The following is a 26,956-nucleotide window of genomic DNA, read 5'->3' on the forward strand; positions in this document are numbered from 1 at the left end:
GTCGCGGCGCGGGCCCCGGAGCGGCCGGTCTCCTCAAGCGTCCAGTTGGTCCCACCACCAGGCGAGCGCCGGCAACGCCGGTGCCCGCGTCCGATCGTCGCTCGGCACGTCGGTGTACCTGATGTCGAACCGGGCCCCCTCGACGGGCAGTTCGTTGCGGTTGCGCGGACTCGCGTAGCGCGGTGCCCGGTCCTGCCACGCCAGGCAGCCCGCGACGTAGTGGCCCATCGCCTCCAGATGGCGGGCGAGCGACTGGTCCGCGCCGCGGGCCAACTGCTCCCGCAACCGCAGGAACAGGCCCATCACCCGGTCCCGGAGCGCCACCGCCGACGGCAGCGCCTGCGCCGGCGTGAGGCCCTCCTGGTGGGCGAGCACGTTGACCAGGTTCACCTCCCGCGGATCCACGTGGTCGTCCTTGTCGTACGAGAACAGGTCGTTGTCGGCGCTGACCACGAACCCCGCGGCGTCGGTCAACGCCCGCACGGCCGGCGCGTACAACACGTCGGGCGCCAACCGGACCCGGTTCGCCACGTCGGACCAGGTGAGCGAGAAGCGGGTGCCGTTCGCCAGGGTGCCCATGGCCGCGAAGTCCGCCAGGCCGGGCATCAGGCCCCGCTCGGCGTTCGCCGCCTCCCAGGCGGCCCCGAGCAGCCAGTCACGCGTCCCCTCGGTGAACCGGCGGAGTTCGAAGGGGGTGAGGAGTGCGTGCGTGCGCGTCACGAGGTCTTCGAGGGCGCGGGTCATCGGCCCGTCGGGCAGTACGCCGGCCCCCGGTGTCTCGATGGCCCGCAGCAGCCGCACCCCGTGGTCGGCGACGGCCGCCGTACGGACCTCCTCCGCCCCCGAGTCCTGCCAGTCGTCGACGGCGTTGGCCCAGTAGTTCCACTCGATGAACAGCAACAGCGCCGTGTCGTCCCCGCGAGGCACGATGCGGCACGAGAAGTCGGCGCTGTGGGTGGCCAGGCTCCAGGCCCGTTCGACGGGATCGGCGTGGATCCCGTACGAGTCGAGCCAGTCGACGGCCAGGGCCTCCAGTTCCTTCGCCCGGGGGTGGACGAGCCCGGTGTCGAGGGGGCAGTAGAACGCCGGCAGCGGCCTGCCGATCCGGGAGGGGCGCTCGATGGACACCACGGCTCAGCCCCCGTTCCGGAACATCAGCAGTCGGGTCTCGACCGCGTGGTCGCGCCAGAGCCGGAAGAGTCTGCTGTGCACCACGGTCGACTCCTCCAGCCGCCGCAGGGTCCATGCCGCGGGGGCGCCGCCGGCCCGGACCCGGTCCAGCTCGCAGGTGTTCCAGGCCATCGACTGCACCCAGAACTCCGCCACCCGGTCGGTGACGTCCTCGTCCCGTTCGAGTGTGAACCCGGCCGCCGACCCGGCGGCCACGTACTCCTCGCGCGTTCCGAGCCGTGTCTTGTAGTAGTCGTCGAGGAACCCGCGCCACTCGGGCCGGCACACGAAGTGCTCCTGGATGCCGAACCAGCCGCCCGGCCGCAGGGCTCTCGCCACGACCTCGAAGAGCCGGGAGCGGTCCATGTAGCCGCTGCTCTCGTTGGCGTAGGCCGCGTCGTAGGCCCGCACGGCGTCATGGGAATGTATGTCGGCCACCTGGGCGCGGACCCGGTCGCCGACTCCGGCCTGCCGCGCGAAGTGCTCGATCAGCGGCACGTGTTGCGGCGCGATGGTGAGACCGGTGACGTTCGCGTGGTGGCGTTGCGCCCAGTACAGCGAGCCGCCTCCGAGACCGCAGCCGATGTCGAGGAGGGTGCGGGGCGGCCGCTCGTACGCGCCCCAGGAGCGGGCGGCGTGCTCGACTATCTCCTCCTGCGCGCCCACGATGCGCTGCTTGATCAGGTCCTGGGGGACGGTGGTGTGCGGATGCGTGTCGTGTCCGAACATCCCGACGTGGAAGTGGACGCGCGGGCCCGGGCCGTACTTGTGGATGATGTCCGCGGTCTTGCGGCCGTAGTAGAGCCGCACCTGTTCGTCGTCCAGGCCTTGCCCGCTGCCTAAGGGAGATGTGAATGGTGTGGTGCTCATGTCTGCCCGCCCCTTCGTGGCGTAGGGCTGCCGAGGGGCCGACAACTGCTTTCGGTCACCCCGACTCACGGTTGAAGCATGGATCATCGTGGCACTTACCGGCCGTCCCGTCTGCACACAAGAGCGCTTTGAATCACGGGAGTTGGTGAAGGAATGATTCTGCAGGCACTGGAACCGCCCCGACCTCGTACGTGACGGCACGGGGCGCGGGGGCGGACACGTCGTGGTGTGACGCGTGTCTGCCCGAACGTGAACACGAGGGGCCGGATCCTGACGGACGGCGCGGACTCCGAGCCGTGCCTCGTGGGGCTGTCGCTTGCCGGTGAGGTGACTGAGGGGGATGAGGCGGTGGACGGATCCGCCTCGGGCGCCGGGCCGGGGGAGCCCGGCGCGGAGCGCCGAACGGCGCGGCCGTGGCCGGGAACCGGTGGACAGTCGGGCCGTCCATGACCACGGCCCGCCGGGATCCGAAAGGGACGGTCCCGTCGCCCTGCGCGTCACAGCGCGCCGCGGGACGTGTGTTCCGGGGGTGATCAGGCGGTGGCGCGGGAGATCTCGGTGGACCTCACGAGCGCCTTGGCGCGGCCGGGACCCCCGTCCGGCCCCGTACGTACCGGGCCGGGGGGCCGGGCGCCACCGGTGCAGCGTTCGTCAGCCGGCGGGAGTGCGGCCATGATGGGAGGAGAGCCTGAGCGCTCTGACCATGGCGGTCGGTACGCGAGAGGGAGATGCGGCGCATGGACGGTGCGGGCGGTCGCACGCCGGGGGGCGGAGAGCAGCCGTACCGGCGAGTACGCCACTCCGGTCCTGGTCGAGGCTCGTCAACCCAGACGGGAAAGAACCATGGTCGATGAAACGAATGGCCAGGGCGACGACGTGTACCAGCCCCAGGACACCGACCAGACGTCCGAGGGACAGCCGGACATGGAGAACGCGCTCGACGAGCCCAATGGCGACCTGGGGGTCGACGAGGGCTACCAGAGTGCGGCGGACCGCCCCAGCGTGGTGACGCGCCACGGGACCACGGGGCGCGAACAGAGCGAGGGACAGTCGCTCGACGAACGGCTGGCCCAGGAGGTGCCCGAGATCGGCGAGGGGCCCCGCGCCCCGTTCCTCCTCGACGAGGACGGCGTCGGACGGCTGGTCTCGGTGAAGGAGGCGGGCTCGCGGCGCAACACCGACGTGCTGGGGTTCGACGCGGGCGACGACGCGGGGGAGGAGTCCGCCGAGGAGGCGGCCATGCACGTGGTCGGACGCAACACGGCCGGCGGGACCTCGGAGAGCCGGCACCACGTCCTGTCCGGGGAGGAGCCGCCGGAGTCGGAGTCGGAGTCGGACTCGGAACCGGAATCCGAGCCCACGGCCTGACCAGCACCCCGGCCCCCCGAGGACACCGACGCGCGAGGCACCGACCTGCCGCCACCGGCGGCACCCCGCGCGCGTTCTCAGGACCGGGCGCCCAGGTGCGCGGCGAGGGCGGCGGTCCGCTCGGGGGTCCACCCCGGCGGCCGGGTGATCTCGGCCCAGGCGGTCGTGGGCATCGCGGCGTAACGGTGGCCGTGACCGTCGGGCACCCCGTCCGCGCCGGCCAGGTCGCACGCCACCTGCCAGAACGTCAGCACCGGATACCAGCGCATCGCGGGCGACACGCCCCGCGCCCGCGGGCCGTCGAGCCAGTCGGGCTGCCGGTAGGCGAGCTCCGGCGACCACCACACCACCGGGTCCGAACCGTTCTGGAGGTACACCGACCGGGGGCCCGTCCACGGTGCGGGACCGGCCGGAATCGCGTAGTCCGACGGGACCTGCGCGAACCGCACCTGCGCGCCGTCACCGACGACCGGCCGCCACGACGGACTGTCGGGAGCGCGGCCGGCCGTGAGCGTCTTCCAGAGCGGGTTGGCGTACGTGGGACCGACGAACAGCGCGCCGTCGGTGCGGCTCGTCAGACCCTTCAGCGTGCCGCCGAGCGCGTTCTCCATGGCGTACGAACCCAGGCTCTCGCCGTACGCGAGCAGCTTCGGCCGGGTCTCGGCGGGCAGCGTCCGCCACTTGTCGTACACCGCGGTGAACAGCGCCCTGCTCGCGTCGGCCGCCTCGTCCTCGGCGAGGACCGACACCCAACCGGGCAGGTACGAGTACTGCATGGCCACCAGCGCGCTGTCGCCGAACCAGAGGTACTCCAGCGGCCGGCTGCCCTGCTCGCTGACCCAGCCGGTGCCCGTCGTGCCCATCACGGCGAGCACGTCCCGCTCGAAGCCCCCGGCGCGTTCCAGCTCGCTGACGGCCAGCCGGGCCCGTTCGTCGAGCGAGTGCGCGGAACGCAGTCCCACGTACACCCGCACCGGATCCTTGGCGTCCCGCCCGGTGAAGCGCGCGATGTCCGCGCGGGTGCTCACCCCGCCGACGAAGTCGCGGCCCCTCACCCCCAGGGTGTGCCAGGGCGTGTACGAGCCGTCGCCGCCCGAGAGGGTCGCCGCCGTGGGGCGCACGACGCCCTCGCTCGTCCCCCGGTCCGTCAGGGACGCGCCGTTCGCCACCACGTGCAGGACACCCTTGAGCAGGAAGCCCTGGACGAAACCGACGGCGAGGAAGGCGACCAGGGCGATCCCCGTGCCGTAGACGACCGGGCGCGGGACCAGCCAGGTGAGGGGCCGTGCCACCGTGCGCGCGGCCAGCCGGACACCGCGCGCCGCGAACAGCAGCAGCGCGGCGACGAAGCAGGCGAGGAACGGGACCAGCGCCCACTTCCACCACACCAGCTGAGGTCGCATGCCGACCGCTCGACGCACGTCGCCCTGCCAGGACACGCCGAACGCCGTCGTCACGACGACGGCGACCAGGCAGACCGCGGCCACCAAGGACCACGTGGCGCGCCGAGGGGACCGGGCGGGCAGGATCAGCCTGCGTCGGGCCAGCGCCCGCGTCACCGCGCCGAGGACCGCGCCGAGCGCGTACCCCGAGGCGGCGGCCACCCCCGCCTCCAGCCCCTGGAGCCACCACGGGCGGGGGAGGAGGGCCGGTGTCAGGGACAGGCAGTAGAAGACCGCCGCCGACACGGCGCCGGTCGGGGAGAGACCCCGACGCACCACCCGTCCGCTCCGCGGGCTCTCTCCGTACCGCCCGTCGCCGGGGAGCCCGCCACTGCCGGGGAGCGGGACGTGGGGAGGTATCACGCCCGGCACCGCGGGGGTGGGGACGTCGCGCGGGCCGGGTGCGCCCCGCCGGCGACGGACGCGGCGGCGCCGGACGACGGGCGGGGACGGGACCACGGCCGGGCACTGTCGTGGACTGCGGTAGCCCGGCTCAGGGGAGCGGGTTCGTCTGGTGTGCGAGTGCTCACTGCGCGAGTCCTTTCCGGCCGCGGCGTTCTCTCCCCGATCGTCACGTCGCGGGTGGGTGGGCGCGCGCTGGGTGCGGCCGGACGGGAAGCGGGCCGGGTGTGCACGGGCGCCCCGGATCCCACACGAGGGAGAAGGCGCGGGGCCGGCGGGCAGGGGCGCGGCCCACGCATGCACGCCCGCCCGCACGCACCGACGGGCGGCCGTGTCATGGCCGCCCGTCGGTACCGCCCGAACCGTCGCTCAGATCCCCAGGGCCCGCCGCAGGCCGAGGCGGTCGGTTCCCAGCTTGGTGAAGGAGGCCGACAGCAGCTCGGAGGCCGTCCGCGGGTCGGTACCCAACTCCCTCGCGATCGCCGCGTTGTCGAGCCCGAGTGCGGCGTGCCGCGCCGCCGCGTGCTCCGCGATCGTCAAGGTGTCCTGCTCGAAGGTGTGCAGCCGGCGTGGACGCAGCCCCGCCGACGCGAGTTGGGAACGCGCCCGGGCGGCGAGCGCGTCGGCCCCGCAGGCCGCGGCGGTCTCCATGCCCCGATAGAGCTGCTGGGCCGCCTGGTGCGGATCGCCCAGGGTGTGCAGCGCCGTACCGTGGTCGACGAGGGCGTGCGCGAGTTCACCGGCGGCCGGCGACTGTTCGAGATGGCCCACGGCCTCCTGCAACAGGACGGCCGCCCGGGACGCGTCCACGGTCGTCGCCAACACCCGCAGGGACTGCCCGATCACGCTCGCCGCCCCGAACGCGCGGGCCCGCGCCAACGCCTCGGTCGCCGTGGCGCGTGCCTGGTCGGGCTCGTGGGTGACCTGTGCCAGGGCCAGGTCCAACTGCCACGGACTCCACGAGGGATTGCGCGTGCCGCGCAAGTCGAGCCGCTTGCCCGCCGCGCCGAGTTGCTGCTCCGCCTCGTCGATCCGCCCCTGCGCCAGGAGGAGCTTGCCCCAGACGGCCTGCGGGTCGGGATAGACGACGGCCTTGGGCAGACCCTCCGCCAACTTGTAGGTCTTGGCGACCCGCTCCGCCTCGGCCGTGTTCCCTCGGGCGAGCAGCGTTTCGATGAGCGTGCCGATCGCGTACCACTGCGCCGGGATGCCGTGCCCGACCCGGTCGGCGATCTGCAGGCCGTTGCGCACGAAGTCCTCGGCCTCGGCGAGCCGTCCGCGCCGGTAGCGCACGTATCCCAGCAGGGTGTAGACGAACGACAGGTGCGCTCCGCGCCAGCCCTTCGCCTCGAACTCCACGATGCCGGTGTTGAACAGTTCCTCCGCGCGGCCCGGTTGGTCGCAGTACATGAGGGTGACGGCCACGACCGCCGGCACCTCGAAACCGAAGTCCTGGTCGGTCCAGCTCATGCCGCCGGTCAGCGCCTGCTCCGCGTAGTTCCAGAGCCGTGCCGACGGGCTCGCCGCGCATCGCCGCGTCCCAGGCGCGCAGCCCCAGGATGTGCCGCTCGGGCAGTCCGCGGCCGCTCAGCCGCTTGGCGAACTGGGCCAGGAGCCGGGACCGGGCCGGTGAGTTCTCCTCGTCCACCCGGACCGAGTTCCACTTGAACTGTTCGGCCTGCATGCGCAGCCGGGTGCGGGAACTCGTGGACACCCGTGCCTCGTCCGCGAGGAGTCCGGCCGCCTCCGCCATCTGGCCGGTGTGGGCGAGGGCCTGGGCGAGCCGGTAGGTGATCGCCTCCCGCAGTGCCTGTTCGGTCTTGGGTTCCTCCAGGGCGGCCCGGAGTTGGTTGATGGTCGTCGCGGGTTCGTGCAGCAGGTTGGCCGAGCCGAGCTCGAACAACACCTCCGCCCGGTCCTCCATGTCCGGAGGCTCGCGCAGCGCCCGGGCCAGGTAGCGGCGCGCGGCATCGGGGGCGCCCGCCGAGAAGCTCTCTCGCGCGGCCTGGCGCAGCTGCTGCACCACCCAGGGGTCGCCCTCGGGATGCATCTCCAGGAGGTGACGGGCGGCGGCCGCGGCGCCGAACCCGTCGTCGACCATGGCCTGCGCGGCCATCCCGTGCATGCCGACGCGCACGCCCGGCGGAATCGACCGGTACACGGCCGTCGCGATGAGCGGGTGGAAGAACTCCACGACCTCCTTGCGGCGCAGGCTGGTGAGCACGGTCAGGATGCGGGCGTTGCGCAGTTGGTCGATGGACTCCGCGGCCTGCGCCTCACCGAGCGCCGCCACGCTTCCCACGATGCTCATCGGGACGGCGGTACCCAGGACGGCGGCGGCCCAGGCGAGGCGGACCGTGGACGGTCCGAGCTGTTCGAGGCGGTCGATGAGTCCGCTGCCCTTGACGGCCGAGGCCAGGTCCCGCAGTTGGGGGATGTTGTCCTGGTGCGGTTTCAGCCCGCGATCGCGACCCTTCATCGCCAACTCGACGACCTCGAAGGGGTTTCCGCCCGTGATCGCCCAACACTCGCGGCAGAACACGTCGTCGGCGCTCTCGCCGAGGGCGTCGCGGACGATGCGGGCCACCGCGCTCGTGGTGAGCGAGGCCAGCTCGTGCGGACGGGTCCCCTGACGACTCATCAGGGCGCGCAGTGAGGCGGCCTCGGCCGGGATCTCGTTCGGTCGACAGGCCACGAGGATCAACATGGCCAGTTCCTCGGCCCGCGCCGCGAAGGCGGTCAGCCAGGCGAGGGACTCCGCGTCCGCCCAGTGCGCGTCGTCGACGACGAGGACCACGGGCGCGCTGCGCACGGTCAGATGCGTGACCACCCAGTCCAGGCCGTCGCGCACGCCCTGCGGGTCGGGCGCCGTCGGGCCCTTCGGGGCGGCGGTCAGTCCGAGCGCCGGCGCGACGATGCTGTACCAGTTGCCGAGGACGTCGCGCCGTTCGTCCTCGGACATGGCGGCGAACGTGGGTTGTATGAGTTGCCGCATCACGTGGAACGGCACCTGCTTCTCCTGCTCGCCGCCCCGTGCGAACAGCACGGTGCAGGACCGCTCGGCGGCGTGCCGGCGGGCCTCGGTGAGCAGGGTCGTCTTGCCGATGCCGCCCGCCCCGGCGAACGTCAGCACGCCACCGCGACGAGTGGTGGGGCCGGTGCGCGAGGTGCCGCACAGTTCGTCCACGGCGCGGTGGATCGCGAGAACTTCGGATTCCCGCTCGAGTAAGGGGTGGGAAGCCCACCCCTGCGGTTCCGTGACGTCTGACATTCTTGCCCCCTCCGGCGCGTGCGGCCGAGTGTACGGGCCGGTGAGCGGGTTGTTGCTGCTTAAGCACATTATTGCGGCATCTCGCCACTCGTACGAGGACAACGCTGTACCCTCGGCTGACGTTTGCCGGGGCCGCGTCAAGAGACTGGCGAGAAGCCGCCTTGAAGGGACGAGATCGATCAGATTTCGCTAATGCCGCGGGACGGGAATCATGGGCAGCTCGCTGGGTTGGGGTATTCCGGCGGGCACCTCACGGACCGTGACGCCCGGCGCGGGCACCAGGCGCCAGCGGGACGCCACGCTCGCCACCGCGGTGAGTATCTCCGTCACCGCGAACGAGTCGCCGATGCACTTGTGCTGTCCCGCCCCGAACGGGATGTACTTCTGGGCCCGCCCCCGCTCGTTGCCCTCCTGCTGCCAACGGTCCGGGTCGAAGACCGTGGGGTCGGGGAACAGTGCCGGATCCCGATGCAAGGCGTAGGGGCTGTAGGCCAGTTCGGCCCCCTCGGGGATCGAGACGCCCCCGAGGGTGAGGGGGGCCAGGGCCCGCCGGGTGAACAGGAGCGGTGAGTGCAGACGCAGCGCCTCCTGGAACACGCTGTTCGTGTAGGTGAGTCGGGGTATGTCGTCGGCCCGGACGGGGCGCGTTCCCACCACCGCGTCGACCTCCGCGTGGAGACGATCCTCCACCTCGGGGTGGCGGCCGAGTTCGTGGAAGACCCAGGCCAGGGTGGTCGCCGAGGTCTCCGTTCCGGCCAGCATGATGGCGATCACCTCGTCGCGCACCTGCTCGGCCGCCATCGTCGCGCCCGATTCGGCGTCCACGCTGGACAGCAACAGAGAGAGGAGGTCGTGACCCTCGGCGCCCTTCTCGGCGCTGTACTGGGCGATCACCTCGTCGATGGTCCGCCGCAGACGTGTGGCGGCGGCGTCGAACCGCTGGTTGTACGGGATCGGAAGCCGGTCCAGCGCCTTGGGCATGACCGCGCGGACCAGCATGCCCTCCAGGACGATGGGCAACGAACGGTGCACCTCCGTGACCGCCGGCCGGCTCAGCTCCCCGGAGAAGATCATCTCGGCCACCGAGGACATCGCGTACCCGCGCGCCTCGGTGACCATCGAGATCTCGCGGCCCGCCGTCCACGACGCGGACATGGCCTCCGCCTGCCTGCTCATCACCTCGGCGTAGTCGGTGATGTGGTTGCGGTGGAAGGCCGGTTGCATCATCCGGCGTTGCTTGCGGTGGAACTCGCCGTCGGTCGTCACGATGCCGTTGCCGAACACCGGGCGGAGCCGGTCGAAGATCCGCCCGCGTCCGAAGCGCTGCGCCTGCTGTACGAGCACGGCGTGCACGTGCTCGGGACTGGTGAGGACGTGCACCGGCCACGTGCCGATGTCGAGACGCACGATGTCGCCGTGTTCGCGCAACGACTCGAGGAACGCGATCGGTTGTCGCCACAGCTGTAGTGCGTGGCCCAGGAGGGGTAACCGCCCCGGTGCGACGGGGGCGTTGACCGCGGGGCCGGAATGTTCCACTTGCGTCGCCATGGGTCGACTCCCTGTCATGCCACGGAGACGAGATCCGGGCGGATGTACGCAGACTCCAGCCCGGCCGCGAACCGTTCGTCGCGGTACCGGGTGCACTCGTAACGCTGCCACAGATCCGCGCCGATCATCCAGTCCTCATAACTGCGCACGCAGCGGGAGACCACGGCCCGCACGGCGGGATCGACGTCGCCCCGGGCGTCCATGACCTGGAACAGGCGGTCCTTTCCGGACAGGTACTCCTCGATGCGGGCCTGGATGCGCCCCTCGACGGCCCGGACCGCGTCGGAGAGACTGCGCCCCTCCCACGCGGAGATGAGCGAGACGAGGTTGTTGTTGTCCCCGCAGGAGTACTCCTTCGGCAGGGAGAAGACGTCGTTGCCCCACGAGATGATGTCCACCGAACTCGCGATGAGGGCCTGGAACTCCGGGAGTTCGTGGATCTGCCGCGGCACGTCGATGCCCAGGCCCGCCTCCACCACGTCCATCATCGGCAGCATCTGCGAACTGTGACGCCGCATCAGGATGTAGTCGTCGACGGAGGGGTGCCCCTGCTCCCCGCGGTTGCCCGCCTCCTGGTCCAAGGAGTCCAACATCAGGGGGACATGGGCCCGGTAACGTGCGGCGGTCACCTCGGACATGCCGGCAAGGAGCCGGTCGCACAGGTCGATGAACCCGGTCACGAGCGGATTCGGACGCGCGGACGCCGCGCCCGTCCGGCCCGTGGCCAGGTAGGTGGTGATGGTGTCGGTGACGGGCCGCCAGGCCGTCAACTCACCTGTCCTGATGAGGTGGTCGTGTTGGTCGTCCAGGACGAAGGACCAGGCCATCCACTCGGCGAGCAGAACGACCTGCTCGTAGGGCACCTCACCGCTCACCCGGCCGGCGAGATGGCCGAAGCCGATCCCCGCGAACTGCTCCGAGGCATCGGTGACGAGCTCGTGGCGCAGGGCCCACGAGGTGGCCTCGGTGTTGGCCCGAGCGGCCTGCGGATGCTTGGAGTTCCCGAACGGAAGGTGAAAATCGGGAACGGAGAAAAAGTCGAGCTGGGCCATTGATCCCCCCACGGAAGAGTCGGATTCGCCAATACCCGCTCAATGTACGATCGTCAGTGCGCTCGCGTGCACACGAGTATCGGAACACCCCTCTGCTGCGACGTCGTCACGGGTGACACACCGCGATGCCGGAACGAACCGGTCGCGGACTGACCTGATCCCGCCACGCGCGACCACATCAGGCCACGCGTGAAGTAATTAACCCGCAGGGCGCAGCGCACTGTCAATGTAGGGCGAGGGGGGATGTGGAATTAATCCAGGCGTTGCCGAACGCGTATTCAAAACGAATATGCGAATGGCATGTTCCCCGCCGATGTGCCACCGGGGCTCCCACCGCGGGTCGGGCGTGGCCCGTGGGCCACGGCAGGGCGCGGAGTGGCCGAAGACCGCCGTCGACCCGGCGGCCGCTCCCTACACTGCGAAAGGACGCGGTCGTCCGGGCGGGGGTGGGGGCATGATCGAGCATCATCCGACGGAAACGGGTGACGACCACGAGGCCGATGTTCTGGGCTCCTACCTGGAGGTCCTGCGGGCCCGCCTGGACGGAGAGCGGTTCGAAAGGCTCATCACGGCGGTGCGAACCACCTGCGCCCTGCTGGAGGACGACCACCGGACCGCGTGGGACGTACCCGCGGAGCGGCACCTCCCGGCGGACCTCCAGCGCGAGTACCTGTCCCTGATGGCCGTGATGATCACGGGCCATCTGGACCACCGCCTGGTGGAGTTCGCCGCTCCCGACGGGTCCAGGGGCTGGGCGGTCGTGGACAACACCCACCCCGACACCGGACGGGCCCTGATCGACGCCGAACTCGACGGGATCGTCCGCGCCACCGAGTTCCCCACCCCCTGAGCACGTCGCCCGGCCGGGTTCCGCTCCCGTCCGCCGAGCAGGTCCGACCCGCCCCACCTGCGCCGCCTTCCGCCCCCATGCGGCAGGATGGCAGCCCGTTCCGGATCGCACACACGGCCGAACGGGCTTGCTCGCACGACGAACTGACAGGTGACAAGGTGACGACACACCCCATACGACGCCCGGCGGCGCCCGTCGCCCCCTCCCCGGACCGCCGCGCGACGGGAGGCGTCCGTTGAACCGGACCCTCGTGTTGCACGACTGGCTGGTGGCCGGCATCGCGTTGGCGGCGGGCGGCGCGGGAGGCCTGCTCCTGCGCGCCCTGCTGCGCTGGCTCGGCAAGCACGCGCTGAGGACGCGGTGGAGCGGCGACGACATCATCGTCCACGGCCTGCGCACCCTCGCGCCCGGTGCGGCGGTCATCGCGGGCACGGCGGTGGCGGCCTCGACCCTGCCCCTGACCACGCGGGTCTCCAGCTTCGTGAACCAGACGTTGACCGCCCTGCTCATCCTCATCGCCACCCTGGCCGCCGCCCGCGTCGTCGCGGGTCTCGTCCAGTCCCTGGCGCAGTCGCGCACCGGAGTGGCCGGGTCGGCGACCATCTTCGTGAACATCACGCGGGTCGTCGTTCTCGCGATGGGGTTCCTCGTCGCCCTCGAAACGGTGGGCGTCTCCATCGCGCCCCTGCTCACCGCGCTGGGCGTGGGCGGACTCGCGGTCGCCCTGGCCCTCCAGGACACCCTCGCCAACCTTTTCGCGGGCGTGCACATCCTCGCCTCGAAGACGGTGCAGCCCGGTGACTACATCCGTCTCACCAGCGGGGAGGAGGGCTACGTCGTCGACATCAACTGGCGCAACACCGTGGTGCGCAACCTGTCGAACAACCTGGTGATCATCCCGAACGGCCGGCTGGCCCGCACGAACATGACCAACTTCACGCAGCCCGAGCAGCAGTTGTCGATCCTGGTGCAGGTCGGAGTGGGCTACGAAAGCGACCTGGAGCACGTGGAGCGGGTGACGCTGGAGGTGATCGACAGCGTGATGGTGGACATCAACGGCGCGGTCCCCGACCACGAAGGGGCCGTTCGCTTCCACACGTTCGCCGACTCCAGGATCAACTTCACGGTGATCCTGGGCGTCGGCGAGTTCAGCGACCAGTACCGGATCAAGCACGAGTTCATCAAGCGGCTCCACCGGCGGTTCCGGACGGAGGGCATCTCGATCCCCGCGCCCACCCGCACGGTCGCGCTCCGCTCCGACGACGACTTCCGGCCGTCACCCACCGCGACGATCCCGCACCAGCGGGAGGTCCCGCCGTCGGTGCCCATGGACAGCGCGCGGTAGGCGGACGCCGGCCAGGTCGTGCTCAGTCCTCCGCGCGCTGGGTGACCGGGGCGCTGCTTTCGTCGCCCAGGAACTCGTACCAGCGGCGCTGGAGGCACAGGTACCGGGTGTCGGCCTCGGCGAGCGCGAGGAACGAATCGACCGTGTCGGCCAGCCGTTGGCGCAGGCCCGGGTCGGTCAGCTCGCCGTTCTCGCCGAAGGCCGAGTGCGCCGCGGCGAGGCTGAACATGTCGGGGTACACCCGGGCCCCGAGGTGCTCCAGCGGGACCCGCAGCGCCCAGAGGCCCCTGTTGCCCCCGACCAGCGAGGGCGAGGCGGACACGAGGAGGGTCTGCTTGTCCTTGAAGGGCTGGGGGCGGAAGCGGGAGACCCAGTCGACGGCGTTCTTCAGCACTCCGGGCATCGAGGCGTTGTACTCCGGTGAGGCGATGACGAGGGCCTGCGCCGCGAGCAGCCGCTCCCGCAGCGCGGCCGCCCCGGGCGGCGGGCCCTCGGCGGCCTCGGTGTCCCCGTCGAACGTGGGCATCTCGAACTCCCCGATGCCGACGAGGTCCGCGGTGGCGCCGGACCGTTCGACCTCACCGGCGACCAGGGCCGCCAGCCGGGCGTTCACGGAACCCCTGCGGGACGACCCCGCCAGGACGAGGACCCGCAGGGCGCCGGATCCCGTCGCACCGTCGGCGCCGTTCACGCCGTTCCCACCACTCGCGCCACCCGCGCCGTTCACGTCGCTCGCATCCGTCACGTGCGGGACCGTACGGCACCACCGCCGCGCGCGGGCCGTCCCGGCCGGTCGGGACACGCGCCGTCACCCGGGTGGCGCCTCAGGTGGTGTAGTCGGCGTTGATCCGGACGTAGCCGTCGCCCAGGTCGCAGCCCCAGACGCGGGCGGCCGCCGGGCCGGTGGCCAGGGAGACGTGGATGAGGACCTCGTCGGCGTTCATCACCTCGGTCAGCCCGGCCAGGTCCGGCTCGGCCTGCGGGTAGACGACCAGGTCGCCGAAGCGGATCACGACCCGGTCCGGGTCGATGTCGGTGTCGTCCTTGCACTTGCCCACGGCCATCGCGACCCGCCCCCAGTTGGGGTCGGATCCGTGGACGGCGGTCTTCACCAGCGGCGAGTTGACGATCGCCTTGGCGACCCGGCGGGCCTGTCCCTCGTCCCGGGCGCGGTCCACGACCACCTCGATGAGCTTGGTGGCGCCCTCCCCGTCCCGGGCGACCTGCTTGGTGAGGTTCTCCGCCACGGTGTACAGGGCCGCCTCGAACTCCGCGACGTCCACCTCTCCGGCCGCGCCGTTGGCGAGGATCACGGCGGTGTCGCTGGTGGAGGTGTCCGAGTCCACGCTCACGCAGTTGAAGGTCCGGTTCATCACCCGCCGGAAGACTGCGTCGAGTTCGGCTGCCGGCAGGGCCGCGTCGGTGAAGTAGTACGTCAGCAGCGTGGCCATGTCGGGCTCCAACATGCCGACGCCCTTGGCGACTCCGACCAGGGTCGCGGAGCCGATCCGGGCCCGCACCAGCTTCGGATGGGTGTCCGTGGTCATGATGGCCTCGGAGACGGCGTCGAAGTCGGGCTCCGCGCCCGCCCGTACCCCGGGGATCCCCGTCCGCAACGCCTCCATCGGATACGGCCGGCCGATGACCCCGGTCGATCCGATCAGCACCTCCTCGGGCGCGCACCCCACCAGGGCCGCGGTCAGCGCGACGACCTCCTCGGCGTCGCGCACCCCGCGTTCCCCGTTGGCGACGTTGGCGTTCTTGGACACCGTCACCACCGCGCGGGCCGATCCGTCGGCCACGTGCTCGCGGCTGAGCAGCACGCTCGGGCCGGCGAACCGCGACTGCGTGAACACGGCCGCCGCGGCGCAGGGGTGCTCGGACACCACCACCGTGAAGTCGCGGGTGGTGTCCTTGACACCGAGGTTCGCGACAAAGGTGTGGAATCCGATGGGGTTCAGCTCCGACACGCGAGATCTCCGGTTCGTTCCGTTGGTCGGCCAGTTCCTCTGATCGCCGTGATGGTAGCAACCGGCCGGCCGCCCACAGGCTCGCGTCCCGGCAGGTGCGCACCGCCCTGACCTGGGAGTCTCGGCCGGCGGGCGGACCCGTGTCGGGGCGGCGCGGCGGCGGGGGGCCGGGCGCTCACGCCCCGGTCGGGGGCGTTCGGGGCGCCCGGCCCACCCCGTCCGCTCAGACCTGGTAGCGGTCCGGGGCGAAGAGGGCGAGGTTGTCCGCGATCCAGTCCGAGGTTCGGCGCAGGCCCTCCGTGAGCGAGACCCGCGGCTCCCAGCCGGCCCACTCGCGGGCACGGGAGTTGTCCGACAGCAACCGCTGGACCTCGCTGCCCGAGGGGCGCAGGCGGGACGGGTCGACCACGACCCGGGCCTCCCGGCCGGAAGCCGTGATCAGGGCCTGCGCCAGGTCGCCGACGGAGATCTCCCGACCGGTCCCGAGGTTGACCACCTCACCCAGGGCACGATCGCACTCCGCGACCGCCAGGAAGCCCTCCGCCGTGTCGGTGACGTACGTGAAGTCCCGCGTGGGCGCAAGGGATCCCAGCCGTATCTCCCGCGCCCCGGCGTGCAGTTGGGCGAGGATCGTCGGGATGACGGCGCGCGCGGACTGTCGCGGACCGTACGTGTTGAACGGCCGCACCACCGTCACCGGGAGTTCGAAGGCGTGGTGGAAGGAGAGCGCCATCATGTCCGCGCCGATCTTCGAGGCGGAGTACGGGGACTGCGGCTGGAGCGGGTGGGTCTCCGCGATCGGGGCCGTCAGCGCGGTGCCGTACACCTCGCTGGTCGAGGTGTGCACCAGGCGGCGCACCCCGTGCCGCCGGCAGGCCTCGGCCATGTTCTCCGTGCCGGTGACGTTCGTCTGGACATACGCGCCGGGCGAGGCGTAGCTGTAGGGGATCCCGATCAGCGCCGCCAGGTGGAACACGGTGTCGCAGCCGGCCACCGCGTCGCTGACCCGGCCCGCGTCGCGGATGTCACCGGCCCACATCTCCACCGGCCCGTCCGGGTCGGCGAGGTGGCGTGCCAGGTGGCCCTTCTCGGCGTACGGCTTGTAGTGCACGAAGGCACGGACCCGGGCGCCCCGGGCCACCAGCAGGTCCACCAGCGTCGAGCCGATGAATCCCTCGGCGCCGGTGACCAGGACCGTACGGCCGGCCCAGTTGTCCGTGGTGCTCATGTCGTTCGTGATGCTCATGCTCGCTCCAGGAGGGGAAGGGTGACGCCGACGACGCGGAGGACCTCCGCGGCCAGCAGTTCGGCGGCCCGCGCGTGCGGGCCGGGATCGGCGGCGCCGGCCATCGCCGACAGCCGGGCCGGGTTCGCCAGCAGCGGGCCCACGAGGTCCGCGAGCCGTTCGGTCGTGGCGGCGCCGTCGGGCAACAGCAATCCGGCGCCGGCGTCGGACAGCACCCGGGCGTTGTGGGTCTGGTGGTCGCCCGGCGCGTGCGGGTACGGGACCAGTACGGACGGGACGCCGGTCGCGGCGAGTTCCGCGACCGTCGCCGAGCCCGCCCGGCACACCACCAGGTCCGCGGCCGCGTACACCAGGTCCATCCGGTCCAGGTACGGCACGGCCCGCGCGATCCGCTGCCCGCCGGACGCGGCGAGGTCCGCCGCCGCGTCCGGCATCGCCGCGGGGCCCGTCTTGATCAGCAGCTGAACGTCGTCCCGCCCCTGCCAGAGCGCGGCCAGCCCGACGGCCGCCCCGGTGAGCCGGACGGCGCCCAGGCTGCCGCCGTTGAACACCACCAGCCGCCGCCCGTCCGGTACGCCCAACGCCCGCCGGGCCTCGGCGCGCAGCACGGCCCGTTCGTGACCGGGCAACTCGGCGAGGCCGGCCAGGGCGGCGGAGATCGGCATGCCGGTGGTCAGCGCCCGCTCCCCGCCCGCGAGGTGCTCCCGGCTGCGGTCGAAGGCCACCGCGACGTGCGGGGTGAGCCGGGCCGCGAACTGGTTGGCGCGCCCCGGTACGGCGTTGGACTCGTGGATCAGGGCCGGCAGCCCGGCCAGCCGGGCCCCGAGCACGGCGGGCGCGCTCGGGTAGCCGCCCATGCCGACGACGGCGTGCGCCCCCTGGGCCCGGATCACGGCCCGGGCCTGCCCGGCCGACCGCAGGAGCGCGGCGGGCAGCAGGTAGCGCTTGGCACCCAACGCCGGATCGAAGGGGATCATGTCGACGGTGTGCAGCCGGTAGCCGGCGCGCGGTATCAGCTCGGTCTCCAGGCCGCGTTCGGTCCCGATGAACGACACCACGGCGCCGGGGACGGCCGCGCGCAGGGCCTCGGCGAGAGCGAGCCCCGGGTAGATGTGGCCGCCGGTGCCGCCGGCACCGATCACGACGGACAGGGGAGCCGGGGGAGTGCCTCGTGTGGTCATGGCGGCAGACTTCCGGTGCGCCCTAAGAAGGTTCTAAGAGGTTCCGCCGCGGCCTTTGGCAGGCTTTGCCCATGAGCTCCATGAGCAGACAGCGGATTCTGGTGGTCGACGACGAGCCCGAGGTGCGGGCGGCCGTGCAGGACGGCCTGGCCGTCGAGGGGTACGAGGTGCGGGGCGCCGCCGACGGGCTGGCCGCCCTGTCCGAGGTCGCGGCCTGGGAACCGGACGCCGTGGTCCTGGACGTGATGATGCCGGTGCTGGACGGCCTCGGCGTGTGCCGGCAACTGCGCGCCATGGGCGACCGGACGCCGGTGCTCGTCCTCACCGCGCTCGACTCGGTCAGCGAGCGGGTCGACGGGTTGGACGCGGGGGCGGACGACTACCTCGTCAAACCGTTCGCCCTGGACGAGCTGGTGGCCCGGGTTCGGGCGCTGCTGCGGCGCGCCGCGCCGGCCCAGGACGGCGCGGGCGACCCCCTCGCCTACGCGGACCTCGTCCTCGACCCGGGGACCCGGACCGGACGACGGGCCGGGCGCCCGCTGGAGTTCAGCCGTACCGAGGCCGCGCTGTTGGAGCTGCTGCTGCGCCACCCCGGGCAGGTGCTGCCGCGCGAACTCATCCTGGAGCTTGTGTGGGGTCGGGACTTCGGGCCGGACTCCAACTCCCTCGCCGTGTACGTCGGCTACCTGCGCCGGAAGCTGGAAGCCGGCGGCGAACCCCGACTCGTGCACACCGTCCACGGCGTCGGCTACCGGCTGGACACCGCGTGACGGGCGCCGGCCGGCGCCGGCTGGGCGCCCCCTGGCGCAGGCGGCGCCCGCTGCGGACCCGGTTGGCGCTGGCCGTCACCTCCGCTGTCGCGCTGGTCGCCCTCGGGGTGTGCACCGCGGCCTTCTTCGTCGTCCGCGGCGCGCTGTACGACCAGCTCGACCTCAGCCTCACCCAGGCCGCCCGGCTCGCCGCCCAACGCAATCCGGACTCGGGACCCGACACCCTGGCCGGGGAATGCCGCTTCCTGGCCGCGCCCGCCTGCGCGGAGGTGGTCCCGGCCGATCCCGCCTGGGACCCCGCCCGGCCGTACCTGCTGCCCGTGGACGCCGGGACCAGGGCCGTCGCCGACGGCCGGCGCGCCCCGTATTACACGAGCATCGTCCACGCCGGTCACCCGACACGGATGCTCACCACCGACTACACGAAAGGGCAGGCGCTCCAGGTCGCGCTGCGCGCCGACACCGTCGAGGCGGGCATCTCCGACGCCGCCCGGTGGCTGGCCGTGATCGGCGCGGCCGGCGTGCTGCTCGCCGCCGTGCTCGGGTACTGGGTGTCACGGACCGGCCTCGCACCGGTGACCCGGCTCACGGCCACCGCCGAACGGATCGCGGCCACCCGGGACCCGCGCCACCGCATCGAGCTGCCCCCGCCGGGCCGGGAGGACGAGATCACCCGGCTCGCCGGAAGCTTCAACACCATGCTGGGGGAGCTGGAACAGTCCGTCACCGCGCAACGGCGCCTCGTCGCGGACGCCTCGCACGAGCTGCGCACGCCCCTGACGGCGCTGCGCACCAACGCGGAACTGCTCGCGCGCGGCGAGCGACTGACGATGGAGCAGCGCGAGCGCGCCTCGCTCGCCCTGGGGCGGCAGCTGCGGGAGGTGACGGGCCTGGTCAACGACCTGATCGAGCTGGCCCGTGACGAGGAGCCGCAGCCGCTCGTCGAACAGGTCCGGTTGGGCAGGCTGGTGGAGCACTGCGCGCAGGCGGCGCGGGCGCACTGGCCCTCGGTACCGCTCGTCGTGCGCTCGACCGACGAGGTCGTCGTACCCGGGGTGCCCGCTCGGCTCAGCCGGTTGCTGGGGAACCTGCTGGACAACGCGGCGAAGTTCAGCCTGGCGGGCGTCCCGGTGGAGGTGGAGCTGACGGTGCGGGCCGGCCGGCCCGAGCTGACGGTACGGGACCACGGCCCGGGCATCGCGCCACAGGACCTGCCGTACGTCTTCGACCGGTTCTACCGGGCGGGGGCGGCGCGGGCCCTGCCGGGGTCCGGGCTGGGCCTGGCGATGGCGCGGCAGATCGCCCGGGCGCACAAGGCCGAGCTCACCGCCGAGGCCGCGCCGGGGGGAGGGGCCCTGTTCCGGCTGACCTTCGGCGCCTGACCGGGCGACCGCTCCGCCCGTCCGGTCGTCCGCCTGCCCGTCCGCCCGGCCCGCGGCCGGATCCGGACCCGGCTCAGTGGCCGTCGATCAGCCGCTGGAGGCCGGGGGCGTACAGGTCCGCCAGTCGGTCGGGGGGCGTACGACCGCCCGCGCCGTCCGGTCGGTGCAGGCTCAAGGTCGCGCCCAGACCCAGCAGTTGACCGGCGATCAGCTCGGCGCGCAACTGGGGGTCGGGGCCGGTCAGGAGCGCGGCAAGACGGTCGGTGACCTGTTCCCGGAAGCGTTCGCGCAGCAGGGTGCGTTCGTCCTCGTTGCCGAGCGAGAACACGACCCGCAGCAGCGGGTCCCCCCGCGACCGGTCGCGCAGCCGGACCATGGTGAGGACCAAGTGCCGCCCAAGCGCCGGCGGAGACGCCGCGAACAGGGCGTCGGCGGCCGGCCGGAAGTCGGCGACCGTGTTGAACAGGGCCTCCTTGCTGCCGAACCGCTTCACGATCAGCGACGGGCTGACCCCCGCGTCGGCGGCGATGCCGCGCATGGTCACCTCGGCGTACGGGCGCAGTGTGAACGCCCGGCGCGCGGCGCGCACGATCGCCTCGCGCCCGGTCTCGCGCCCGGTCCGGGGGTCGTTCTCGGCGTCGGTCTCGGGGCCGCTCTCGGAGGCGGGCCGGTCGGTGGTGCTCATGCGCTCTCCCGGGCGGCGGACGCGGACGCGGTCACCGCGACCGTACCGCCCGCCGGGCCGGCAGCCGATCCGGCCGAGGGCAGGAAGAGGGTGGCGACCAGGGCCGCGAGCGCGGCTCCGGCGGCGATCAGGAAGATCAGCAGGTAAGCGTGCAGGGTCGGGGCGGCGCGGCCGTCGACCAGGAACGTGACGTGCGCGAGGACGGCGGCGACCACGGCGCTGCAACAGGCCTGACCGACGGAGCGCATGAGGGTGTTCAGCCCGTTGGCCGCGCCGGTCTCGCTCACCGGCACGGCCCGCATCACCAGGGCGGGCAGCGCCGAGTACGCGATGGCGGTGCCGGAGGCGACCACGGTGGCCCCGGCCACGATCAGCCAGAGGCTGTGGCTGGTGAAGAACCGGACCACGTAGCCGACGGCCATGACCGCCGCCGCGAGCGCGAGCGCGGTGCGGGGCCCGTACGCGGCGGAGATGCGCGCGGAGACCGGGGACAGCGCCACCATGGCCAGGCCGCCGGGCAGCAGGCACAGGCCGCTCAGCACGATGGACGCGCCGAGGCCGTATCCCGTGCTCGTCGGCTCCTGCACCATCTGGCCGGTGACCAGCGAGTTCGCGTAGAAGGCGAAGCCGATCAGCAGGGCGGCGGCATGGGTGAGCAGCACGGCGGGGCGGGCCGACACGCGCAGGTCCACCATCGGGGAGGAGGTCCGCAGTTCGTACCGCCCCCAGAGCAGTCCGACGACCACGGAGACGGCCAGGAGGCCGAGGGTGCGCGCGGAGGTCCAACCCCAGTCCGCGCCCTGGGTGATGGCGAGGAGCAGCCCCACGAGGGCGGCGCTCAGGCCCAGGGTCCCGAGCGCGTCGAAGCGGCCGGGGGAGCGCAGGGGCGACTCGGGCACGATCCACAGCACGAGGACGAGGTCGAGCAGACCCAGGGCGGCCGAAGCCCAGAACATCGTGTGCCAGTCGAAGTTCTCGATGACCACCGCGGCCACCGGGAGGCCGATCGCCGCCCCGATGCCGAGGGTCGAACTCATGAGGGCGATCGAGGACAGCACCCGCCCGGCCGGCAGCTCGTCGCGGATGATGCTGATGCCCAGGGGGATGACGGCCAGCGCCGCGCCCTGCAAGGCCCGACCGGTGATCAGCACCGCGATGTCGGAGCTGACCGCGCACAGCACGGAACCGGCCGTGAGGACCCCGAGGGAGGCGAGCAGGACCCGCCGCTTCCCGTACATGTCACCGACCCGGCCGAGGACGGGGGTGAACACGGCCCCGGTCAGCAGGGTGATGGTGACGAGCCACCCCGCGGCGCCCGGGCTCGCGCCCGTCAGGTCCGGGACGTGCGGCAGCAGCGGGACGACCAGGGTCTGCATCACGGCGACGACCACGCCGCAGAAGGCGAGGACGGGGACGATCAGGCGGGAGTGCGGGGAGGGCGCGCGGGCGGGGCGGGCCGGCGTGGCGGACGCCGAACCGGGCTCGGGTGTCGCGGCGGGCATGCTGCTCCAGACACGGAACGGGGACGAGGCGCATCGCAGGGGTGCACAAGCGTTCACCTCTCAGGGTAAACGCTTGTGCACCCCCGTGTCTCCTTCCTTCGGACGGCCCGGTGGGGCGCCCGGAGACCACCGGCTGCGGCTGATCATCGGGATAGGCTGCGGCATGCCCTCCACGACCCTGGACCTGTCCGCACTCCACCGCCTTCCGCTGCTCACGCGCACGGAAGAGGGCCGGGCGTGGCCGATGCTCCTTTGGGTGCCGGGCGAGGGCCGACGCATGATCTCCAGCGCTCCGCTCGGCGGCGGCATCGGCGAGCGCCGCTGGGTGCTCAACGCCCAGGTCCCCCACGGGTACCGGCGCACGGACCCGGACACCCACCTCGCCGAACTCGCCGCGGGGGCCGGGGTGTCCGGGCCGGGAGTGGGCCTGATGACGGCCGCCGACGTGGCCGACCACGGCGGCGCCACGGACGAGGGCGTGCACGCCCTCGCCTCCGCCGGCCTCGGCGTACGGGGCTGGGCGGCCGTCCCCGCCCCGGGGCTGCCCGGGCCGAGGGAGGCCGGGACGATCAACATCGTGGTGTCCGTGCCCGTGGCCTTCTCCGACGCGGCCCTGGTCAACGCGGTCGCCACGGCCACTGAGGCCAAGGTGCAGGCCCTGCGCGACGCCGGTGTCGACGCCTCCGGTACCCCGACCGACGCGGTGTGCGTGGCCGCGCTCGAACCCTCGAGCACGCGTCCGGCCGAGCCGTTCGCCGGCCCCCGGTCGGTGTGGGGGGCACGGTTGGCCCGTGCGGTGCACCAGGCCACCCACCTCGCGTGCCTGCGGGCGGAGACCCGCCGCCGTGGCACCGGGCGACCCACCGACGGTTGACGAGGCCCTCGGAGCGGCTCATCCGGGCGCGCCGAAAAAAGTTCGGACGCGGATGTCGAGAACCCGTGCCCGGCTCCGTCCCTGCCGTGAACGCGGCCACAATGGTCGCGTCGGCACAGAGGAGAGACATCATGGCGAAGTACCTGCTGCTGAAGCACTACCGGGGCGCCCCGGCCGCGGTCAACGACGTTCCCATGGCCCAGTGGACGCCGGAGGAGATCACGGCCCACGTGCAGTACATGAACGAGTTCGCGGCCCGGCTGGAGGGGACCGGCGAGTTCGTCGACGGCCAGGCGCTCGCCCCCGAGGGCACCTTCGTCCGGTACGACGGCGAGGGGCGCCCGCCCGTCACCGACGGCCCGTTCGCCGAGACCAAGGACCTCATCGCCGGCTGGATGGTGATCGACGTGGACAGCTACGAGCGCGCCGTCGAACTGGCCGGGGAACTGTCCGCCGCCCCCGGGGCCGGCGGGAAGCCGATCCACGAGTGGCTGGAGCTGCGCCCGTTCCTGGCCGCGCCCCCCACCATCACGGCCTGCCCCCACCCGTGAACGAGGCCCTGCTCCGGAGCCTCACCCCGAGCGTGATCGGGATCCTCGTCCGCCGCGGAGCCGACTTCGCGGCGGCCGAGGACGCCGTCCAGGACGCGCTGGTCGAGGCGGTCCGCGTGTGGCCGGCCGACCCCCCGCGGGATGCGAAGGGCTGGCTGGTCACCGTGGCCTGGCGCCGGTTCCTCGACGCGACCCGGGCGGACACCGCCCGCCGCCGGCGTGAGGACCTCGTCGAGGAGGAACCGGCCGCGGGGCCCGCGTCCGCGGTGGACGACACGCTGCGGCTGTACTTCCTGTGCGCCCACCCGTCGCTGACGCCTTCGTCCGCGGTCGCGCTCACGCTTCGCGCCGTGGGCGGGCTGACCACCCGCCAGATCGCCCAGGCCTACCTGGTCCCCGAGGCGACCATGGCGCAGCGCATCAGCCGGGCCAAGCGCACCGTCTCCGACGTGAGGTTCGACCGGACCGGCGACGTCGCCACCGTGCTGCGCGTCCTCTACCTGGTCTTCAACGAGGGCTACTCCGGCGACGTCGACCTCGCCGCCGAGGCCATCCGACTCACCCGTCAGCTCGCCACCGTGATCGACCACCCCGAGGTGGCGGGGCTGCTCGCCCTCATGCTGCTCCACCACGCCCGGCGCGCCACCCGGACCACGTCCGACGGCAGTCTGGTGCCGCTCGCCGAGCAGGACCGCGGTCGCTGGGACACCGAGTCGATCGCCGAGGGCGTGCGGATCCTGCAAGCGGCCCTGGCCCGCGACCGGTTGGGCGAGTTCCAGGCCCAGGCCGCCATCGCCGCCCTCCACGCCGACGCGCCCACCGCGGAGGAGACCGACTGGGTGCAGATCGTCGAGTGGTACGACGAACTCGTGCGGCTGACCGACAGCCCGGTGGTCCGGCTCAACCGCGCGGTGGCCGTGGGGGAGGCCGACGGGCCGCGCGCCGGTCTGGCGGCCCTCGCGGAACTGGACGACTCCTCCCCGGGCTCTCAGGGCTCTCCGGGCTCTCCGGGCGGGAGGCGCCGGGGGCACCCGCTTCCCCGCCACACCGCGGTGGCGGCGTACCTCCACGAGCGCGACGGCGACCTCGGGACGGCCGCGCGGCTGTACGCGGAGGCGGCCGCCGAGGCACCCAACCTCGCCGAGCGCGAGCACCTGACGCGCCAGGCCGCCCGACTCAACGCCCTCCCGCGTCACTGACCGTCAAGACGGACCATGTGATTCCGGACAGGTTTTCGAAGGCGTGCGCCCGGGGTCGGCGCGCGGGCGCGGGCACGGTGGGGCGCGCGGGCGTGGGCCCGGCGGAATGTCCACCCGGGGGTAAATGGCCGATATTCGCCCCGTCGGTCCGCATTCGGGCGGCTGCGTCACAGGGTCGGCAAATCCGTACGCTACGGTAACTTCGCTGTCTGTCACCAGCGCAGTACAGCGAACAGCAAAACAGCGAAACACTGCGCCTTTTCGCCGGAGCGATGTGTGCTGCCCGCGTGCGCCCACCACGGAGTGAAAATTGAGCACGAATGACTTATACAGCCGTATGGAATCCATCGGATCCCATATACCGGCCACCACGCTGACCACCCGGGAACTGACCGGGCGAACCCCGAATCTGCGGGGCGTGGACGTCGAGAGGATCACCGGAGTCACCGAGAGGCGGGTCTACGACCCGCGGCCCGAGGCCGGCGAGGACTCGTTCGGAATGGCCCTGCGCGCCGCGCGCGACTGCCTCGCCGTGTCCCGGTACGAGGCCGCCGACCTGGACATCGTCATATCGGCGTCGATCACCCGCTTCAAGGACGCCGACCGCTTCTTCTTCGAACCGTCCTTCGCCGGCTCCCTCGCACGGGATCTGGGCGCCCGCACCGCCCTGCACTTCGACGTCTCCAACGCCTGCGCCGGAATGATGACCGGCGTCTACGTGCTCGACCGGATGATCCGTTCCGGCGCGGTCCGCAGCGGCATGGTCGTCAGCGGTGAGCAGGCGACCCGTGTCGCCGAGACGGCGGCCCGCGAGATCGGCGACTCCTACGACCCGCAGTTCGCCTCCCTCTCCGTGGGGGACTCCGCGGCCGCGGTCATCATGGACCGGTCGACGGACGAGTCCGATCGGATCCACTACGTGGACCTCATGACCTGTGCGGAGTACGCGCACCTGTGCATGGGAATGCCGAGCGAGCGCACCGAGGGAATCGCGCTCTACACGGACAACAAGAAGATGCACAACAAGGACCGGCTCGCCCTTTGGCCACGATTCCACGGCGATCTGCTGGCCAAGAAAGGTCGGGATTTCGCGGGCGAGGAATTCGACTACATCATTCAGCACCAGGTCGGCGCCCGATTCATCGACTACGTGAACCAGACGGGCGAGGCGGAGTTCGCCGCGCCCATGCCCACGTCGCTCGCCGTCGTGGAGAAGTACGGGAACACCGCCACCACCTCACACTTCCTGACGTTGCGCGAACACCTCGCCGCGGGCACCGCCCGGCGCGGTTCCACCTTCCTGCTGGTTCCCGCCGCCTCCGGCGTGGTCACCGGAGCCCTGTCGGCCACCGTCACCACCCTGGGGGTCTGAACCATGGGAATGATCATCACCGCCGCGGGCACCGCCACCGCCGCCGGCGACACCCACCCCACCGACTCCCACCCCGGCGACGCCCACCCCGCCGGCCCCCGCGCGACCTCCTCCGTGGTGCTCGCCGGCCGGGCCGCCCGCGACTGCCTCAGCCGGGCCGGTCTGTCCCCCTCCGCCGTCGGCGTCCTCGTCAACGTGGGTGTCTACAGGGAGTCCAACACCTTCGAACCGGCGCTCGCGGCCCTGGTGCAGAAGGAGGTCGGCATCAGCCTGGACTACCTCGTCGATCCGTCGGCCGGCTTCTCCTTCGACCTCATGAACGGCGCCTGCGGCGTGCTGAACGCGGTCCAGGTCGGTCAAGCGCTCCTCGACACGGGCAGTACCGAGCGCCTCCTGGTCACCGCCGCCGACGTGCACCCCGGCGGCGACGCCCGCCTCGACCCCGACTACCCGTACGCGGACCTCGCCGGCGCCCTCCTGCTGGAACGCAGCGCCGATCCCGATGCCGGATTCGGCCCCGTACGGCACTACACGGCCGACGGCCCCACCGACACGGAGGGCTACCTGGACACCGCCGGCATGGGTACCGAGGGTCGGACCCGGATCACCGTGCGGCGCTCCCCGGACCACGACCGCCGGCGCGCCGAACTCGCCGCCGGCGCCGTCGCGGACTACGCGGCCGCGTACGGGCTCGACCTCGAACGCACCCTGGTGATCGGCCCGGACACCGAAGCGGGCGCGTTGCCCCCCGGTGAGAGCGGCGAACCGCACACCGCCGCCCCCGTCCTCGGCTACCTGCACGCCCTGACGGCCGGGCTGCCCGAGCACTGTGACCAACTGCTGTTCGTCACCGCGGGCGCGGGTCCCAGCGCGGCCTGCGCGAGCTACCGACCCGAAGGCCGGTGA

Annotated in this window: 23 protein-coding genes and 1 pseudogene; 11 read left to right on the forward strand and 13 right to left on the reverse strand. The window is 72.5% G+C overall.

Annotated elements, in window-relative coordinates; translation table 11 throughout:
- Positions 1–33 precede the first annotated feature (33 nt).
- A complete protein-coding gene (locus ACIRO3_RS25100; protein ID WP_404140498.1) occupies positions 34–1,131 on the reverse strand; it encodes a hypothetical protein in 1,098 nt (365 codons plus the stop codon).
- A gap of 3 nt (positions 1,132–1,134) precedes the next feature.
- Positions 1,135–2,040 carry a methyltransferase domain-containing protein gene (locus ACIRO3_RS25105; protein WP_361771899.1) on the reverse strand — a complete coding sequence of 302 codons (906 nt, stop codon included), beginning with the start codon at positions 2,038–2,040 and terminating at the stop codon, positions 1,135–1,137.
- An 843-nt stretch (positions 2,041–2,883) separates the two neighbouring features.
- On the opposite strand from ACIRO3_RS25105, the gene ACIRO3_RS25110 reads away from it, so the two are divergent.
- Positions 2,884–3,408, forward strand: a complete 525-nt coding sequence (locus ACIRO3_RS25110) for a DUF5709 domain-containing protein (RefSeq protein ID WP_404140502.1) — start codon at positions 2,884–2,886, stop codon at positions 3,406–3,408.
- A 77-nt stretch (positions 3,409–3,485) separates the two neighbouring features.
- Here ACIRO3_RS25110 and ACIRO3_RS25115 read toward each other — a convergent pair whose 3' ends face one another.
- Together ACIRO3_RS25115 and ACIRO3_RS25120 are read right to left on the reverse strand one after the other, a co-directional pair.
- Complete coding sequence (locus ACIRO3_RS25115; protein WP_404140505.1) at positions 3,486–5,129, reverse strand: alpha/beta hydrolase; 1,644 nt, start codon at positions 5,127–5,129, stop codon at positions 3,486–3,488.
- Between the two features lie 492 nt (positions 5,130–5,621).
- Entirely contained in the window at positions 5,622–6,722 is a 1,101-nt protein-coding gene (locus tag ACIRO3_RS25120; protein WP_404140810.1) for a tetratricopeptide repeat protein, read from the reverse strand.
- Positions 6,723–7,296: 574 nt separating this feature from the next.
- Here ACIRO3_RS25120 and ACIRO3_RS25125 point away from each other — a divergent pair.
- Positions 7,297–7,908: a hypothetical protein gene (locus tag ACIRO3_RS25125; protein ID WP_404140812.1), complete on the forward strand. Its 612-nt coding sequence runs from the start codon at positions 7,297–7,299 to the stop codon at positions 7,906–7,908.
- 111 nt (positions 7,909–8,019) lie between these two features.
- Here ACIRO3_RS25125 and ACIRO3_RS25130 read toward each other — a convergent pair.
- The 3 genes and pseudogenes from ACIRO3_RS25130 to ACIRO3_RS25140 all read right to left on the reverse strand — a co-directional run.
- Positions 8,020–8,592: pseudogene (locus ACIRO3_RS25130) on the reverse strand (AAA family ATPase); the annotation flags it as partial.
- Between the two features lie 120 nt (positions 8,593–8,712).
- A complete protein-coding gene (locus tag ACIRO3_RS25135) occupies positions 8,713–10,071 on the reverse strand; it encodes a cytochrome P450 (protein ID WP_365998754.1) in 1,359 nt (452 codons plus the stop codon).
- A 14-nt stretch (positions 10,072–10,085) separates the two neighbouring features.
- Entirely contained in the window at positions 10,086–11,123 is a 1,038-nt protein-coding gene (locus tag ACIRO3_RS25140) for a terpene synthase family protein (protein WP_404140508.1), read from the reverse strand.
- 454 nt (positions 11,124–11,577) lie between these two features.
- On the opposite strand from ACIRO3_RS25140, the gene ACIRO3_RS25145 reads away from it, so the two are divergent.
- Both ACIRO3_RS25145 and ACIRO3_RS25150 read left to right on the forward strand, forming a co-directional pair.
- Positions 11,578–11,973 carry a hypothetical protein gene (locus ACIRO3_RS25145; RefSeq protein ID WP_404140510.1) on the forward strand — a complete coding sequence of 132 codons (396 nt, stop codon included), beginning with the start codon at positions 11,578–11,580 and terminating at the stop codon, positions 11,971–11,973.
- A 235-nt stretch (positions 11,974–12,208) separates the two neighbouring features.
- Complete coding sequence (locus ACIRO3_RS25150; protein WP_404140513.1) at positions 12,209–13,318, forward strand: mechanosensitive ion channel family protein; 1,110 nt, start codon at positions 12,209–12,211, stop codon at positions 13,316–13,318.
- Between the two features lie 22 nt (positions 13,319–13,340).
- On the opposite strand, the gene ACIRO3_RS25155 is transcribed toward ACIRO3_RS25150, so the two are convergent.
- The 4 genes from ACIRO3_RS25155 to ACIRO3_RS25170 form a co-directional block, all read right to left on the reverse strand.
- Positions 13,341–14,063 (reverse strand): NADPH-dependent FMN reductase, encoded by a 723-nt coding sequence (locus tag ACIRO3_RS25155; RefSeq protein WP_404140515.1) that lies wholly within the window; start codon positions 14,061–14,063, stop codon positions 13,341–13,343.
- 79 nt (positions 14,064–14,142) lie between these two features.
- Complete coding sequence (gene argJ / locus ACIRO3_RS25160) at positions 14,143–15,288, reverse strand: bifunctional glutamate N-acetyltransferase/amino-acid acetyltransferase ArgJ (RefSeq protein ID WP_404140518.1); 1,146 nt, start codon at positions 15,286–15,288, stop codon at positions 14,143–14,145.
- A 223-nt stretch (positions 15,289–15,511) separates the two neighbouring features.
- The gene (locus ACIRO3_RS25165) at positions 15,512–16,534 is read right to left on the reverse strand and encodes an SDR family NAD(P)-dependent oxidoreductase (RefSeq protein WP_404140521.1); all 1,023 of its coding nucleotides are present in this window, start codon (positions 16,532–16,534) and stop codon (positions 15,512–15,514) included.
- Complete coding sequence (locus ACIRO3_RS25170) at positions 16,531–17,715, reverse strand: UDP-N-acetylglucosamine--N-acetylmuramyl-(pentapeptide) pyrophosphoryl-undecaprenol N-acetylglucosamine transferase (RefSeq protein ID WP_404140524.1); 1,185 nt, start codon at positions 17,713–17,715, stop codon at positions 16,531–16,533. The genes ACIRO3_RS25165 and ACIRO3_RS25170 overlap by 4 nt, the downstream gene beginning before the upstream one ends.
- 80 nt (positions 17,716–17,795) lie before the next feature.
- On the opposite strand from ACIRO3_RS25170, the gene ACIRO3_RS25175 reads away from it, so the two are divergent.
- Positions 17,796–18,485 (forward strand): response regulator transcription factor, encoded by a 690-nt coding sequence (locus tag ACIRO3_RS25175; protein ID WP_361771936.1) that lies wholly within the window; start codon positions 17,796–17,798, stop codon positions 18,483–18,485.
- Entirely contained in the window at positions 18,482–19,867 is a 1,386-nt protein-coding gene (locus ACIRO3_RS25180) for a sensor histidine kinase (RefSeq protein WP_404140527.1), read from the forward strand. The genes ACIRO3_RS25175 and ACIRO3_RS25180 overlap by 4 nt, the downstream gene beginning before the upstream one ends.
- Positions 19,868–19,940: 73 nt before the next feature.
- Here the strand turns inward: ACIRO3_RS25180 and ACIRO3_RS25185 are convergent, their stop codons facing one another.
- On the reverse strand, positions 19,941–20,552 hold the full coding sequence (locus tag ACIRO3_RS25185) for a TetR family transcriptional regulator (RefSeq protein WP_404140530.1): 612 nt from the start codon (positions 20,550–20,552) through the stop codon (positions 19,941–19,943).
- The gene (locus ACIRO3_RS25190; RefSeq protein ID WP_404140534.1) at positions 20,549–22,054 is read right to left on the reverse strand and encodes an MFS transporter; all 1,506 of its coding nucleotides are present in this window, start codon (positions 22,052–22,054) and stop codon (positions 20,549–20,551) included. Before ACIRO3_RS25190 ends, ACIRO3_RS25185 begins: the two co-directional genes overlap by 4 nt.
- Before the next feature lie 163 nt (positions 22,055–22,217).
- On the opposite strand from ACIRO3_RS25190, the gene ACIRO3_RS25195 reads away from it, so the two are divergent.
- The 5 genes from ACIRO3_RS25195 to ACIRO3_RS25215 all read left to right on the forward strand — a co-directional run bounded on the left by ACIRO3_RS25195 (position 22,218) and on the right by ACIRO3_RS25215 (position 26,956).
- Positions 22,218–22,928: an adenosylcobinamide amidohydrolase gene (locus ACIRO3_RS25195; RefSeq protein WP_404140537.1), complete on the forward strand. Its 711-nt coding sequence runs from the start codon at positions 22,218–22,220 to the stop codon at positions 22,926–22,928.
- 131 nt (positions 22,929–23,059) lie between these two features.
- Complete coding sequence (locus ACIRO3_RS25200; protein ID WP_361771884.1) at positions 23,060–23,479, forward strand: YciI family protein; 420 nt, start codon at positions 23,060–23,062, stop codon at positions 23,477–23,479.
- Entirely contained in the window at positions 23,476–24,678 is a 1,203-nt protein-coding gene (locus ACIRO3_RS25205; RefSeq protein ID WP_404140541.1) for an RNA polymerase sigma factor, read from the forward strand. Before ACIRO3_RS25200 ends, ACIRO3_RS25205 begins: the two co-directional genes overlap by 4 nt.
- 337 nt (positions 24,679–25,015) lie before the next feature.
- Positions 25,016–26,050, forward strand: a complete 1,035-nt coding sequence (locus ACIRO3_RS25210; RefSeq protein WP_404140544.1) for a 3-oxoacyl-ACP synthase III family protein — start codon at positions 25,016–25,018, stop codon at positions 26,048–26,050.
- A 3-nt stretch (positions 26,051–26,053) separates the two neighbouring features.
- On the forward strand, positions 26,054–26,956 hold the full coding sequence (locus ACIRO3_RS25215; protein WP_404140547.1) for a hypothetical protein: 903 nt from the start codon (positions 26,054–26,056) through the stop codon (positions 26,954–26,956).

The organism is Streptomyces sp. NPDC102278 (genome assembly GCF_044766345.1).
GTDB lineage: Bacteria > Actinomycetota > Actinomycetes > Streptomycetales > Streptomycetaceae > Streptomyces.